Annotated in this window: 15 protein-coding genes and 1 tRNA gene; 6 read left to right on the top strand and 10 right to left on the bottom strand. The window is 62.7% G+C overall.

Annotated elements, in window-relative coordinates:
* On the top strand, window positions 1-397 hold a 397-nt coding region (locus VFB05_RS01495; protein ID WP_414643129.1), incomplete at its 5' end, for an outer membrane protein.
* A gap of 104 nt (window positions 398-501) precedes the next feature.
* Here VFB05_RS01495 and VFB05_RS01490 read toward each other — a convergent pair.
* Window positions 502-1,560 carry a hypothetical protein gene (locus VFB05_RS01490; RefSeq protein WP_325008014.1) on the bottom strand — a complete coding sequence of 353 codons (1,059 nt, stop codon included), beginning with the start codon at window positions 1,558-1,560 and terminating at the stop codon, window positions 502-504.
* Window positions 1,561-1,682: 122 nt separating this feature from the next.
* On the opposite strand from VFB05_RS01490, the gene VFB05_RS01485 reads away from it, so the two are divergent.
* Window positions 1,683-2,771, top strand: a complete 1,089-nt coding sequence (locus VFB05_RS01485) for a mandelate racemase/muconate lactonizing enzyme family protein (protein WP_325008012.1) — start codon at window positions 1,683-1,685, stop codon at window positions 2,769-2,771.
* Between the two features lie 102 nt (window positions 2,772-2,873).
* Here VFB05_RS01485 and VFB05_RS01480 read toward each other — a convergent pair whose 3' ends face one another.
* Together VFB05_RS01480 and VFB05_RS01475 are read right to left on the bottom strand one after the other, a co-directional pair.
* Window positions 2,874-3,509 (bottom strand): thiamine pyrophosphate-dependent enzyme, encoded by a 636-nt coding sequence (locus VFB05_RS01480; protein WP_325008010.1) that lies wholly within the window; start codon window positions 3,507-3,509, stop codon window positions 2,874-2,876.
* Window positions 3,503-4,030 carry a thiamine pyrophosphate-binding protein gene (locus tag VFB05_RS01475; protein ID WP_325008008.1) on the bottom strand — a complete coding sequence of 176 codons (528 nt, stop codon included), beginning with the start codon at window positions 4,028-4,030 and terminating at the stop codon, window positions 3,503-3,505. The genes VFB05_RS01480 and VFB05_RS01475 overlap by 7 nt, the downstream gene beginning before the upstream one ends.
* 162 nt (window positions 4,031-4,192) lie before the next feature.
* Between VFB05_RS01475 and VFB05_RS01470 the strand changes: the two genes are divergently transcribed.
* The 4 genes from VFB05_RS01470 to VFB05_RS01455 are packed head-to-tail and all read left to right on the top strand — an operon-like array spanning window position 4,193 to window position 8,009.
* Entirely contained in the window at window positions 4,193-5,206 is a 1,014-nt protein-coding gene (locus tag VFB05_RS01470) for a polyamine ABC transporter substrate-binding protein (protein ID WP_325008006.1), read from the top strand.
* A gap of 16 nt (window positions 5,207-5,222) precedes the next feature.
* Window positions 5,223-6,074 (top strand): ABC transporter permease, encoded by an 852-nt coding sequence (locus VFB05_RS01465; protein WP_325008004.1) that lies wholly within the window; start codon window positions 5,223-5,225, stop codon window positions 6,072-6,074.
* 1 nt (window position 6,075) lies between these two features.
* A complete protein-coding gene (locus VFB05_RS01460; protein ID WP_325008002.1) occupies window positions 6,076-6,897 on the top strand; it encodes an ABC transporter permease in 822 nt (273 codons plus the stop codon).
* A 5-nt stretch (window positions 6,898-6,902) separates the two neighbouring features.
* Complete coding sequence (locus tag VFB05_RS01455) at window positions 6,903-8,009, top strand: ABC transporter ATP-binding protein (protein WP_325008000.1); 1,107 nt, start codon at window positions 6,903-6,905, stop codon at window positions 8,007-8,009.
* A 19-nt stretch (window positions 8,010-8,028) separates the two neighbouring features.
* On the opposite strand, the gene VFB05_RS01450 is transcribed toward VFB05_RS01455, so the two are convergent.
* The 7 genes from VFB05_RS01450 to hisD form a co-directional block, all read right to left on the bottom strand.
* On the bottom strand, window positions 8,029-8,196 hold the full coding sequence (locus VFB05_RS01450; RefSeq protein ID WP_325007998.1) for a hypothetical protein: 168 nt from the start codon (window positions 8,194-8,196) through the stop codon (window positions 8,029-8,031).
* A 339-nt stretch (window positions 8,197-8,535) separates the two neighbouring features.
* Window positions 8,536-8,611, bottom strand: a tRNA-Phe gene (locus VFB05_RS01445).
* 200 nt (window positions 8,612-8,811) lie between these two features.
* A complete protein-coding gene (gene yacG, locus VFB05_RS01440; RefSeq protein WP_325007996.1) occupies window positions 8,812-9,006 on the bottom strand; it encodes a DNA gyrase inhibitor YacG in 195 nt (64 codons plus the stop codon).
* Window positions 8,996-9,619, bottom strand: a complete 624-nt coding sequence (locus VFB05_RS01435) for a Maf-like protein (protein WP_325007994.1) — start codon at window positions 9,617-9,619, stop codon at window positions 8,996-8,998. The genes yacG and VFB05_RS01435 overlap by 11 nt, the downstream gene beginning before the upstream one ends.
* Window positions 9,620-10,008: 389 nt before the next feature.
* The gene (locus VFB05_RS01430; RefSeq protein ID WP_325007992.1) at window positions 10,009-10,473 is read right to left on the bottom strand and encodes a low molecular weight phosphatase family protein; all 465 of its coding nucleotides are present in this window, start codon (window positions 10,471-10,473) and stop codon (window positions 10,009-10,011) included.
* Between the two features lie 209 nt (window positions 10,474-10,682).
* Window positions 10,683-11,177, bottom strand: coding sequence for a UPF0262 family protein (locus VFB05_RS01425; protein WP_325007990.1), 495 nt, complete (start codon window positions 11,175-11,177; stop codon window positions 10,683-10,685).
* The gene (gene hisD, locus VFB05_RS01420) at window positions 11,174-12,469 is read right to left on the bottom strand and encodes a histidinol dehydrogenase (protein WP_325007988.1); all 1,296 of its coding nucleotides are present in this window, start codon (window positions 12,467-12,469) and stop codon (window positions 11,174-11,176) included. The genes VFB05_RS01425 and hisD overlap by 4 nt, the downstream gene beginning before the upstream one ends.
* Window positions 12,470-12,525: the final 56 nt, after the last annotated feature.

Genomic DNA, 12,525 nt, shown 5'->3' with positions numbered 1-12,525 from the left:
TGCGCGTTTGGGTTACCTCGTCGCGCCGAACGTCTACTCCTACGTCAATGCCGGCTACACGCAGTCGTATTGGTCGGGCTCTACGCTTGGTCCGGTGACCGGCGTGCCGCTCACCTCTGCGAATGCCGTTACGACGGCTTCATTCAACAAGGGCGGCTGGTTCGTCGGCGGCGGCGTGGAAAACAACCTGAACATCTTCGGCATCACCGCGCCGGGCTGGTTCATGAAGACCGAATATCGCGCGGCCTACTACGACAAAGCGACGTTGGCCGAATCCGTCCTTGGCACCGGTGCGCTCACTGGCAGCGCCGTCACCTTCCATCCGCTGGTGCAGACGATCTCGACTTCGCTGGTCTACCGCTTCAACTGGGGTGGCCCGGTGGTTGCGAAGTACTGAGATCAGCACTGATCTGAGCTAAATCGGAATTGAAAAGCCCCGACATCATCCGGGGCTTTTTGTTTGGGACGAGCTTCGAAGTTGTGGCTCAATCAAGGCTTGGCTCAATCGCCCTGCTGGTCGTAGGCGGTTTCCCAGAACAGTTGCTTCCAGTCCCTGACGTCCGACTTCATCGAGCCGATGCGTTTGAGGAACGCCGCGAAGGTCGCGATGCGATGCGGCTGCGAGGTGAACTCGAAGCCGGGATCGTCGAGCAAGGCGAGCAGTTCGTCGATGCTTTCGGACGCATTCTGGGCTTTCTTCCAAAGTGCCGCAGCGGCGTGCTTGTCCGCGCTGCACATCCTGATCGAAGTCTCCAGCGCGTTGCCGACGGCCTTGAACAAGGTCGGGTTCTTGTCCCTGGTCTGTTTGGTCGCAAGCAATGTGACCTGCGTCAGCGGCCCGCCGAACACCTCGCGGCTGTCCGCAACCACGTGCGCGCCCGGCAGCTTCAAACCGCGCTCGGTGAAGGGCTGCACCGCGATATGCGCCGTCACGGTCGCCTTGCCGTAGCCCGCCGACAGTGCGGCGACCGCATCCGCGTGGCCAAGGCCGACCGTGAGATGGTCGAGACGGTGCGGATCATTCCATAATTTCTCCGCCGCCATTTCCAGCATCATGGCATTGAAGGATATGCGCACCGAAGGCACCGCAATGCGGTCCTTGTCGGTGAAATCGGCGATCGTCTTGACGTTGGGATTGATGGTGTAGAGCACCATGGCGCCGTTCGACATCGTCCCGACGGCCCTGACCTCGTTGGCGGTGCCGTGGGTCTTGTCCCAGAGCGTCAGCAGGGACGGCAGCGCCGCCGCGCCATAATCAGCGGAACCCGACAGCAACGCATCGGTGACGGCTGCCGGACCGCTCAATGTTCTTGCTGACGCCTCGACCTTGCCGAGTCCGAGCCTGGTTGCTTCCTGCTGAAGCACGCCGCCGGTGACCATCATGTCGACGGGAGCATAGAGCAAGCCGCGTTGCTGGACGAAACTGACCGTCAGCGAGGTTTGCGCGGCGACGATCGCCGGCGCCGCAACAAGGCTTGCGCCACCCGCCATGACGGCAACGGCTTCCCGCCTGTTCAAACGCCGGTCACCCTTGCGCGGACCACCCTTGCTCTCACGCATCTTGACCTCCCGATTTGGTCGCGGCTCTTATCGTCACAACGGCCGCCATGCTTTCGCATTCTCATGATAGGTAGCGAAAAGCACATCAACAATAAGAGCGCGGAGCGATCCGGGAGAACAACATGAAAATCAGCGCAATCAAGGTCAATTTCGTCCGTCTGCCGGAGGAAGAGCCGCTGGTCGGCGCGCCTCACATGATCGGGATGATGCGCGAATTCTTCACGGTGCGCCTCGCCACCGACCAGGGCATCGAAGGCATCGGCGTCACGGCCTTCGGCGGCAAACTGCCGCGTGCGCTCCACGCTGCGCTCGAGGACTTCGGCGAATTGATCAGGGGTGACGACCCCTTACGCGTCGAACAGGTGACGGCGAAAATGCGCGCCGCATCGGCTTCGTGTGGCTCCGGCATCGCGATGCTGGCGATCTCGGCGATCGACACCGCGTTGTGGGACGTCCGCGGCAAGGCATTCAATGTTCCTTTGGCGCGGCTGCTCGGCGGCGCGCGCGACAAGGTGCCGGCCTATGCCAGCGGCGCGCTGTCGCGCACCACACCAACCGACAAACTGCAACGTGCTGCTTCCGCACTGGTCGAGAAAGGCTATCGGCAGATCAAGACCCAGATGGCCGTGGCAGGGCTGACGCCCAAACAAGAGATCGAGCGCATTCGCCTGGTCCGCGAGGCGGTCGGGCCTGAGGTCAATCTGATGGTCGACATCAATCAGCGCTGGAGCGTTGCCGAGGTGATTTCGGTCGGCCATCAGATCGAAGATCTGCGCCTTGGATGGCTGGAGGACCCGACGACATGCGACGACCATCAGGGTCACGCAAAAATCGCCGATGCGCTCGCGACACCGATCTGCGCCGGCGAGTATCTCTGGGGCATCGAGCCGCACCGGCAGGCGCTGTCGCACCACGCCAGCGACATCACCATGATCGATCTGCTGCGCGTCGGCGGTGTCACGCAATGGATGAAGGTGGCCGGGATGGCGGAGGCCTTCAACAAGCCGGTGGCCAGTCACCTGCTGCCGGAAATCCATGTCCACCTGATCGCCGCGATCCCGAACGGCCTCGTCGTCGAATATATGCCGTGGACCTGGCGCCTGTTCGAAGATCCTCCGATGCCGGTGGGCGGCGACATCGCCGTGCCGGCCGGACCCGGGCTCGGACTGAAATTCGCCCCCGACCTGTTCGACAAATACGGCGTCAACTAGTGTCCCGGCTCTGACATTCGCATCATATCGCGGCGGCGCTCCTGCAAATATCAGAACCAAAGTCAGTGTCGCCACACCAGCGCGCGGCGCCAAGCGAGAAGCCTAACTGCCCTCGAGCTTGCCGCCGCCAAACACCGCGTGGACATAACGCGGCGCGCCGACCGCGGCCTGCAAGCGGTGCTTGCTCAGAAGCGGATCGAATGTAACGGGCGGGCGGACCACATCGAGATCGGGTTCGGTCGCGAGCACCAAACATTCAGCACCATTGCCTGCCGTGCCGGCGCGCAGTTTCTCGGCCAGCGCCTCCGGCTTGTCGATATTCTCGCTTCGCGCGATTCCGGCGGCGCGGGCGAGTTGCGCCAGATCGAGCGCCGGATTGGTCAGTGCCTGACCGCCGGATGCGGCATGGACGCCGTTTTGAACGATGAGCACCGTGAGATTGGCGGGATTGACGGCGCCGACCGTCGCCAGCGCGCCCATATGCATCAAGAGCCCGCCATCGCCCTCGACCACGATCACCGGCCGCGATGGCTGCGCCATCGCAAGCCCGAGCGACAGCGGCAGCGCCAGGCCCATCGCGTCTTCGAAATAGAAATTTTCCGGAGCGTCGTGCAATTTTGCCCAGAGATAGGACGCGTTGCCGAGCGAGGTCACGACCAGCGCCTGCGGCGGCAGGTTGTCGGCCAGGACCCGGTAATAGTCGGCGCGGGTCGGACGCGCGGTTGCAACGTTCACCATTGGATGTCTTCCCGCGACAACAGCAGCGCAAACGGACACGAGGCCTCTTCGGCAAAAGTCGCGGCATGCTCGACCTGCGGGCCGATCGGGCGATGGCGGTCGACACATCCGTAAGCAAGCCCGAGGCCGCGAAACACCGGCTCGGTCACCCGGCCCTTTGGCACGTGATAGAAGATGGGATCGTCCGGCGTGCCGCGATATGACACCAGCATCAGGAGCGGAAATTGATAACGCTGCGCCAGCAAAACCATGCCGGCGCCCATGCTGAGCACACCGGCATTTTGCACCAGGAGCGCCGTGCGAACGCCGCCAAGCCGCAGCCCGCAGGCGATCGCCAGCGCCTCTTCTTCGTGAGTTGCCCGCACCAGCCGCATCGACGGCTCGTGCTCGATACGCACCAGGATCTTGCCGAGCCAGCCGTCCGGCACCGAGACAACCGCGCCGAAGCCGAGCTTTTTCAGCGTTCTCAGCACGTCCGAGGGCCGATGCGCATCATCCTGTGCCGCAAGCGCGCCGCTCAAGTCAGTCTCCTACCCGCTGAACCAACCGCCTTTGCCGCGAACTTAAACGCGACGCAGTTGCTTGTCGACAACTCCCGTTGTCGGCTGCCATGCAATGGTGCAGAATTGCCGGTGCCGGGACGTTTTTGACGATGCGAAAAACGCGTCGCAAGGGGATTTGACATGCGTCGCTTCTGGCTAGCCCTGTTTGTTTTGCTTCTCTCCGTCCCCGCGCATGCGCAGGACAAGCTCGTCGTCAGCATCTGGGGCGGCAGCTGGCGCGACCTGATCGCCGAGACGGTCGCCAGGAAGTTCACCGCCGAGACTGGCGTGCCCGTCGAGTTCGTCACCGGCGGCACCATCGACCGGCTCAACAAGGAAAAACTCGCCAAGGGCAATCCCGAGAGCGACATCACGTTCACGACCTCGCATGTCGGCTGGCTCTACGCCAATGACGGGCTGTTCGAGACGCTTGATACGGCGAAAATTCCGAACGCGAAAAATCTCGCCGACGAGGCACGGATCAGCCCCTTTCATCTCGGCGCCTGGGCTTACGTCTACACTATCGGCTATCGCGCCGACCTGTTGAAAGACGTCAAGTTCGAAAGCTGGAACGACCTCTGGAAGCCGGAGCTGAAAGGCAAGCTTGCGGCGCCCGATTTCGATCCCAGCCATATCATCGTGGTCTCTGCCATGCTGTCCGGCGCTGACGCGGCGCATTGGGAAAAGGGCGAGGACAGGCTGAAAGCACTGAAGCCGAACTTCAAGGCCTTCTACACCAACGACGCCAACAGCCAGCAGCTGCTGGCGAGCGGCGAGACGCCGCTTCAGATCGTGCTCTCGATGAACGCCTATTACATGATCGGGCAAGGCGTGCCGATCACGCTCGCGATCCCGAAGGAAGGCGCCGTGCTCGGCATCGACACCGTCGCCATCATGAAGGGTTCGAAGAAGTCCGAGCTCGCCTACAAATTCATCAACACGCTCTATGACCCGGAGATCCAGGCCGAGATCGCCAAATTGAAAAAGGGCAGTCCCGCCGTTCTCAACGCCAAGCTCGATCCCGATATCGCCAAGCTGCCGGGCGTCTTCACCACCGCCGAACAATGGAAGCAGCAGATCAACATCGACGCGAAATTGCGCGCCGAGAAGACCGCCGAATGGCGCAAATGGTTTGCCGAAAACATCATGAACTGACCATCGCAAAGCGATCATGAGCCAGCGGCCTTTTCTTCGCATCTTCACGATGCCGGCCGCGCTTTGCGCGCTCGGCTTTGTCGCAGCCATGGCGGCCGTGCTGCAATACAGCCTGCGCGCCTATATTCCCGGCTCGCTCGATGCAGGCGGCCTCACGCTTGTCAATTTTCTCGATCTGCTCAAGCCGCTTTACGCCCGTGTATTCCTGGACACGGTTTCGATCTGCGCGTTGACGGCCGTCGTCACGCTTCTGGTCGGCTATCCCCTCGCCTATGCGCTGGTGCAGATCGAACGCCCGCTGATCAAATCCGCGCTGCTCGTGATCATCGTCACGCCGCTGTTTCTCGGCGAGGTGGTGCGCACCTATTCGTGGATCATCGTGCTTGGCAACAACGGCTTCATCAACGCGGTCCTGCGCGGGATCGGCCTGATCGAACAGCCGGTACAATTCATGTTCACGACCTTTGGCGTCGTCGTCGCGCTCGTGCACGTGACGCTGCCGGTGATGGTGATCATGCTGGCCGCCGGCCTGTCGCATATCGACCGCGACTATCAGCGCGCCGCGGAGAGCCTCGGCGCCGGCCCGATCCGCGCCTTTCTGACCGTGACCCTGCCGCTGTCGATGCCCGGCGTGATTGCCGGCGTCACCACCGCCTTTGCCTGGACGTTTTCCGCTTTTGCCACGCCGCAAATGATCGGCGGTGGGCGCGTCAACATGGTCTCGAACCTGGTCTATCAGCTTGGCCTTTCGAGCTTCAATTTCCCGTTCGCTGCCGCGCTCTGCGTCGCGGGCCTTGCGCTGACGATCGCGGTGCTGTCGATCCTCGGTTTCGCAGCGCAGCCCTTCAAAAATATCGGAGCGCATTGATATGGCGCCACGTTCGACCTATCAGCGCCTGCTCGCTTTCGCCGGGTTGGTCGTCGTGGCCCTCATCCTGGCATTCCTCATCCTTCCCGCGGCGGTCGTGACCATCGCCGCCTTCAACGACAAGGCTATTCTCTCGTTTCCGCCGCAGGCATGGTCGTGGCGGTGGTTCGAGCGGGCGCTCGCCTATCCCGATTTCCGCACCGGATTCCAGAACGGGCTGATCGTCACCGCCTGGAGTTCGTCGATCGCGCTGATCGTAGGCTCAATGTTCGCATTCGTGATCGACCGCTATCAGTTCGTTTTCAAGAAATGGATCGAAGGCGTCTTGATGTCGCCGCTCGTGATCCCGCATTTCACGGTAGGCCTCGGCTTCCTGATCCTCGCCGCTCAGATCGGCTGGAGCCGCGGCTTCGCCGTCGTGGTCATCTGTCATATCGTCCTGGTGCTGCCGTTCGTGCTGCGCAGTGTTTACGTCTCGCTGCGCAATCTCGATTCCAGCTATGAGCAGGCCGCCGCAAGCCTCGGCGCGACGCCGCTTCGCGTGCTGCTCACCATCACGGTGCCGCTGCTGCTGCCGGGCCTCGTCGGCGGCTGGCTGTTCGCCGCGATCCTGTCATTCAACGAATTCACCGCGTCGCTGTTCGTGACCTCGCAGCGCACCCAGACCCTGCCGGTCGCGATGTACAACTATGTCCGCGAGTTCGCCGATCCCTCGATGGCGGCGCTGTCGGTGATGTATGTCGCGGGCACCGCCGTCCTGATCGCCTTTGCCAACCGCTTCCTGGGCCTCGGCAAGGTGCTCAACATCGAACAGAGCCACTGAGCATCATGACCGAACCGGCCCCAACGACGAGCGATGCCGCGGTGGCGTTTGACGGCGTCACCAGGAATTTTGCCGAAGTAAGAGCGCTCGACAACGTGTCGCTTGCGATTTCCCGCGGCGAATTCATGACGCTGCTCGGGCCGTCCGGCTGCGGCAAGACCACGCTGCTCAGGCTCGCCGCCGGATTTCTCGCACCCGACAGCGGCTCGGTCGCCATCAACGGCAAATGCGTCAACGACGTGCCGACCTATAAGCGCGAAATCGGCATGATGTTTCAGAACTACGCGCTGTTTCCGCACATGAGCGTTGCTGACAACATCGCCTATGGCCTGAAGACGCGGCGAGTGCCGCGGCACGAAATCCGCAAACGCGTGGCCGAGGCGCTGGTGCTCGTCAAACTGACCGGCATGGACGAGCGGAAGCCGCGGCAACTTTCAGGCGGCCAGCAGCAGCGCGTGGCGCTGGCGCGGGCGCTCGTCATCAATCCGACTGTGCTGTTGCTTGACGAGCCGTTTTCGGCGCTCGACAAGAATCTGCGTGCCTCGATGCAGATCGAGCTTCGGGATATCCAGCGCAAGCTTGAGCTCACCACGATCTTCGTCACCCATGACCAAAGCGAAGCGCTGAGCCTGTCGGACCGGATGGCGGTGATGTCGGAAGGAAAGATCCGCCAGCTCGGCGCACCGCTCGAGATCTATCGCAAGCCCCGCGATCGCTTTGTCGCGTCCTTTGTCGGCGACACCAACTGCCTGCGCGGCGAACTCATCGGCATCGCGTCAGGGGAAGCCGTGATCGCGCTGGGCGAGACGCAGATCAAGGTGGGCGGCGAACGTCTCGCCGGCGCGCTTCCCTCGGCCAAGGTGGACCTGTTTGTGCGGCCGGAGCGCCTTCGTATCGGCGCCCCCGGCGCATCCGGCACGATGGCCGGACGGATCGCAGGCCTGACCTATCACGGCGGGCACGTTGATCTGCAGATCGCCTGCCGCGCCTGCCGGGACGGCCTTTTGCTGGTGCGCGCAGCCGGCGACAACGCCATCACCGACTGGCCGCCCGGCAGCGATGTCGGCATCTCCATGGACGCCGAAGGGTGTGTGGCGTTTCCCGCAGCGTGACGTCACGCAACCAATCTACTCACTCGGCGTCATCGGATGCGGCGCGATCGCCCGACCGAATCTTCTCGGTCACGTCGATACTTGCCATCGAAAGCAGATAGATCGCGGTCGTTTCATTCATTTCGACTGCAACATCCAAGGCATCTTCGATCATGCGGCTAAGCTTGCGGAGGTTCTTTTCCGGCATTGAGCACCTTTGGAGCCAGCACAAAAGCATGATCAAGAGATCAGGCGCGGATGCGCTGATCCGCACTCGGCCGCACCTCGATTGCGGGCCGATTGTCGCCGCGAACAAATCTCAAGCGCGCCAGTGAAAAAAAAGATTACGGTACGCAAAACGTCGTGCAACTAAAAAGTGAAACAGCGCAGGCGGCCATTTGAACGCGTGCACAAGTTTCTCGCTGGCCCTCCTGCGAATTGTCGAACCGATTGCCAATGGCAAGACGGCGCCGCCGTCACCGTTCGTCGAAGACGCGGACGGAGAAATCGCGATGTTGCTATGGGCAGCTCGACGTCGAAGAATTCATGGTGCCCAGGGGCGGGATCGAACCACCGACACTGCGATTTTCAGTCGCATGCTCTACCAACTGAGCTACCTGGGCGTTCCCGTCGGCCTGAAAGGCGGGAGGGAGCGGCGGTTTATAGTCAGGCAATCCGGCTCTGTCCACCACGCTTCGCACCTCACGCTACGCGTGGCGCAGCCACGCAACAGGCCGCAAGCGAAGCGTGCCCGGCACAGCCCAAGGGGCGGCGGCGGGCGCTTCCTGAAAACAAATTAACGCATTGAAATAACAGAGATTTATTAGTCGCCTTGGTCTTCATCATTGTCGCGGCCCGGAATCATGTAGGAACCGGACAGCCAGCGATTGAGATCGACGTCCCGGCAGCGGGGCGAACAGAAGGGATGGTTTTCCTGGGTCGAAGGCTTGCCGCAGATCGGGCATGGCTTCGCCGCCTTCGCTTCGGAAGCCCCGTTGCCAGGTGGCTTAGCTGGCATTCAGCCAGCCGAAGCGAATCGGAAATCCCTCTCCGCCCAGAAGCGTCACCGACTCATAGAGCGGGAGCCCGACGACATTGCTGTACGACCCCACCATCTTGACCACGAACGATCCGGCGATGCCCTGCACGGCATAGCCGCCGGCTTTGCCGCGCCATTCGCCCGAGCCGATATAGGCCTGGATGTCGTCTTCGGAGAGCCGCTTGAAGCGCACGCGGCTTTCGATCAGGCGCTGGCGAAACGCTTCCCTCGGTGTCACCAGGCAGATCGCGGTGTAGACGCGGTGATTGCGGCCGGACAGGAGCCGCAGGCATTGCGCGGCTTCGTCAACCAGGTTGGCTTTCGGCAAAATGCGGCGGCCGACCGCGACCACGGTGTCGGCGGCGAGAATGAAGGCGCCGCGCAACTCGTCGTCGAGCTGCACCGATTTGAGCGCGGCATCGGCTTTGGCGCGGGCCAGCCGATTGGCGCAGGCGCGCGGCAGCTCGCCGCGCTTCGGCGTTTCGTCGACATCGGCCGGGCGCAGCGCGTCGGGCTCGATGCCGGCCTGGTTGAGCAGGCTGAGGCGTCGCGGCGAACCTGAGGCAAGAACGAGTTTGGGGCGGCCAAGCATGCTTGTGTGGTCGGCGGGAGAGATTCGAGAAGCCAGAAGAATGCGCGCGGAACCTATCGGAAGGCTCTCCCCGAGACAACCGTGCATCATGACAAAGAATGGGCCCGGTAACCGCCGGCCGCGCTTACGGAAAAACGCCTATTGTTCCGCTAGTGGTCCGATTCTAACATTCGCTTCCCTTCTCAGCGCACACTTTTGCGAATGTTAGAATCGCAGGACCACTAGCAAATATATGTTTCTAGTGGAGTTTAGGATTTGACATTCGCTTTCCGAATTTGCGTCCTGGTGAGCAGCGAATGTCAAATCCACTCCACGAGCATCCAACCGTCACGGAGCGGGTACGCTTAGGAAAGCCCTGCCAAGCGTGTGGCTGGGGGAACTGAACCGTATCAGCCGCTCGCCGCGCCGACCTTCGAGAATCGCTTGCGGATACGCAACAAAAGGCCGTCACAGACCTCGCGGTAGGCATCGAGCTTCTGTTCGCGGCTTCCGTCCGTGCCGGTGGGGTCCGGGGTCGGCCAGTATTCCACATCGGCCGCGAGCGTCCGCGTCAGCTCCAGCGCCTTGTGGTGTGCCTCCGGCGACAGGGTGATGATGAGATCGAAGTTCAGGCCTTCCCAGTCGTCCAGTTCCTCGAACGTCATCGGTCTGTGCTTGGAGATGTCCTGGCCGAGTTCGGCCATCACGGCGACCGCGAACGGATCAAGCTCGCCCTTCCTGACGCCGGCGGAGCGGACATAAAGCGCCTGCGGGAACATCTGCTGCAGCAGGCTCTCCGCCATCGGCGAGCGCACGCTGTTGAACGCGCAGGCAAACAGCACGGCTTGCGGAGCGCGCGAGAGCGGCGCTGCCATATCAGGCTTTTTTCAATTGATGCGCGGAAGGCAGAGGTCGGCGCGAAGCGCCGGGTGAGGGGTAACGGACTATCGAGAGACCGTACCCCCTCACCCCAACCCTCTCCCCACGGGAGAGGGAGCGCTCTTCCGTTGCCGCGACATCATCGTGACACTTCATTCCAAAGGGCGTTGGCGCTGACGCGGCCTTTCGGGTCGGGGCCATGCAGCTAGCCCTTCCAGTGCAGCACGCAGATCAGCGTGAACAGGCGGCGGGCGGTTTCGAAATCCACCCGCACCTTGCCCTTCAGCCGCTCCTGCAGCGTGCGCGACCCTTCATCGTGGATGCCGCGCCGGCCCATGTCGATCGCCTCGATCCTGTCGGGCGTCGCGGTACGGATCGCATGATAGTAGCTGTCGCAGATCATGAAGTAGTCTTTCACGATCCGGCGGAACGGCGTCAGCGACAACAGGTGCGCGACCACGGGCGAACCATCCTCGCGGCGAATATCGAAAGCCAGGCGATTGCCGGTGATGCTGATGTTGAGCGTATAGGGCCCGCTGTCGACGCCTTCGGGCGCAAACAGGTTCTGCTCGATCAAGTCGTAGATCGCAATCGCACGCTCATGCTCGATGTCGGGACCCGAGCGGCCGATCGATTCCTCGTCGAGCGTGACCCCAACAATGCGGTTCTTTGAATCGTCTCCTGAGGGCGGTTCGGTCATGACAGGTTGAGACGTATCCCGACGGAGCGGGAATGGGCATCGAGGCCCTCGGCCTGGCCGAGCGTCATCGCCGCCGGTCCCAAAGCGCGCAGCTGGTCGGGCCCGCATTTGAGGATCGAGGTCCGCTTCATGAAGTCGAGCACGCCGAGGCCTGACGAAAATCGCGCCGAGCGCGCCGTCGGCAGCACGTGGTTGGAGCCGCCGACATAGTCGCCGATCGCTTCAGGCGTATGCGGTCCGAGAAACACCGCGCCGGCGTTGCGGATCTTTGCCGCCAGGCCTTCCGGATCCGTCGTCATGATCTCCAGATGCTCGGCGGCGAGCGCATCCGCCAGGCGGATCGACTCTTCGATTCCCTTCACCTTGATGATGCCGCCGAAATCCCGCCACGAGGCGCGCGCAATGTCTGCCCGCGGCAGCGTCGAAAGCTGGGCCTCGACCGCGCGCGCGACATCGCCGGCAAGCGTGGCATCATCAGTGATCAGGATCGATTGCGCGTTGGCATCGTGTTCGGCCTGCGCCAAAAGGTCGGCGGCAATCCAGCCGGCATTGGCGGATTTGTCGGCGATAACCAGCACTTCGGACGGCCCCGCGATCATGTCGATGCCGACCTTGCCGAACACCAGCCGCTTGGCGGCGGCGACATAGGCATTGCCGGGGCCGACGATCTTGGCGACCGGCGCAATCGTTGCGGTGCCGTAGGCCAGCGCCGCCACGGCCTGCGCGCCGCCGACGCGGTAAATTTCCGAAACTCCGGCCAGGCGCGCCGCCGCCAGCACCAGCGGGTTGAGCTTGCCGTCCGGAGACGGCACCACCATCACGACGCGGTCCACACCGGCGACCTTTGCCGGCACCGCATTCATCAACACCGACGACGGATAGGCTGCGGTTCCACCGGGCACGTAAAGGCCGACCGCCTCGATCGCGCTCCAGCGCCAGCCGAGCTCGACGCCGAGCGCGTCGGTAAACCGTTCGTCTTTCGGCAGTTGCCGGCGATGAAAGCTTTCGATGCGGTCGCGCGCGAGCTCAAGGGCCGCGACCGTCTCGCGGTCGCAGGCCTTCACCGCCTGATCGATTTCACCCACGCTGACGCGAAGGCGCGAGGCATCAAGCTCGAGCCGGTCGAACCGGCTGGTGGCCTCGATCAGGGCGGCGTCGCCGCGAGCTGCGACATCGTCGACAATGCGCCGGCAGGCCGCCTCGACATCGGCCGCCACCTCGCGCTTCATCGCCAGGAACGCCGTGAATTTCGCCGCAAAATCGGCGCTGGAAGTATCGAGCAAAACGGGCATGACGGCTTTCCGGCGAACGTCTTTGAAAGACCTAATTAAAGGCTTCTGCTCCATGG

This window comes from Bradyrhizobium sp., from assembly GCF_035652035.1.
Taxonomy (GTDB): domain Bacteria; phylum Pseudomonadota; class Alphaproteobacteria; order Rhizobiales; family Xanthobacteraceae; genus Bradyrhizobium.
This window is presented reverse-complemented; position numbering and strand designations above follow the sequence as displayed.

What these genes read in the sequence shown, in the direction of transcription:
- VFB05_RS01435 (WP_325007994.1), bottom strand. Translation starts at nt 9,619, where the DNA reads ATGCTTGGCCGCCCCAAACTCGTTCTTGCCTCAGGTTCGCCGCGACGC.
- VFB05_RS01430 (WP_325007992.1), bottom strand. Translation starts at nt 10,473, where the DNA reads ATGGCAGCGCCGCTCTCGCGCGCTCCGCAAGCCGTGCTGTTTGCCTGC.
- VFB05_RS01425 (WP_325007990.1), bottom strand. Translation starts at nt 11,177, where the DNA reads ATGACCGAACCGCCCTCAGGAGACGATTCAAAGAACCGCATTGTTGGG.
- VFB05_RS01450 (WP_325007998.1), bottom strand. Translation starts at nt 8,196, where the DNA reads ATGCCGGAAAAGAACCTCCGCAAGCTTAGCCGCATGATCGAAGATGCC.
- VFB05_RS01455 (WP_325008000.1), top strand. Translation starts at nt 6,903, where the DNA reads ATGACCGAACCGGCCCCAACGACGAGCGATGCCGCGGTGGCGTTTGAC.
- VFB05_RS01485 (WP_325008012.1), top strand. Translation starts at nt 1,683, where the DNA reads ATGAAAATCAGCGCAATCAAGGTCAATTTCGTCCGTCTGCCGGAGGAA.
- VFB05_RS01480 (WP_325008010.1), bottom strand. Translation starts at nt 3,509, where the DNA reads ATGGTGAACGTTGCAACCGCGCGTCCGACCCGCGCCGACTATTACCGG.
- VFB05_RS01460 (WP_325008002.1), top strand. Translation starts at nt 6,076, where the DNA reads ATGGCGCCACGTTCGACCTATCAGCGCCTGCTCGCTTTCGCCGGGTTG.
- VFB05_RS01490 (WP_325008014.1), bottom strand. Translation starts at nt 1,560, where the DNA reads ATGCGTGAGAGCAAGGGTGGTCCGCGCAAGGGTGACCGGCGTTTGAAC.
- hisD (WP_325007988.1), bottom strand. Translation starts at nt 12,469, where the DNA reads ATGCCCGTTTTGCTCGATACTTCCAGCGCCGATTTTGCGGCGAAATTC.
- yacG (WP_325007996.1), bottom strand. Translation starts at nt 9,006, where the DNA reads ATGCCAGCTAAGCCACCTGGCAACGGGGCTTCCGAAGCGAAGGCGGCG.
- VFB05_RS01465 (WP_325008004.1), top strand. Translation starts at nt 5,223, where the DNA reads ATGAGCCAGCGGCCTTTTCTTCGCATCTTCACGATGCCGGCCGCGCTT.
- VFB05_RS01470 (WP_325008006.1), top strand. Translation starts at nt 4,193, where the DNA reads ATGCGTCGCTTCTGGCTAGCCCTGTTTGTTTTGCTTCTCTCCGTCCCC.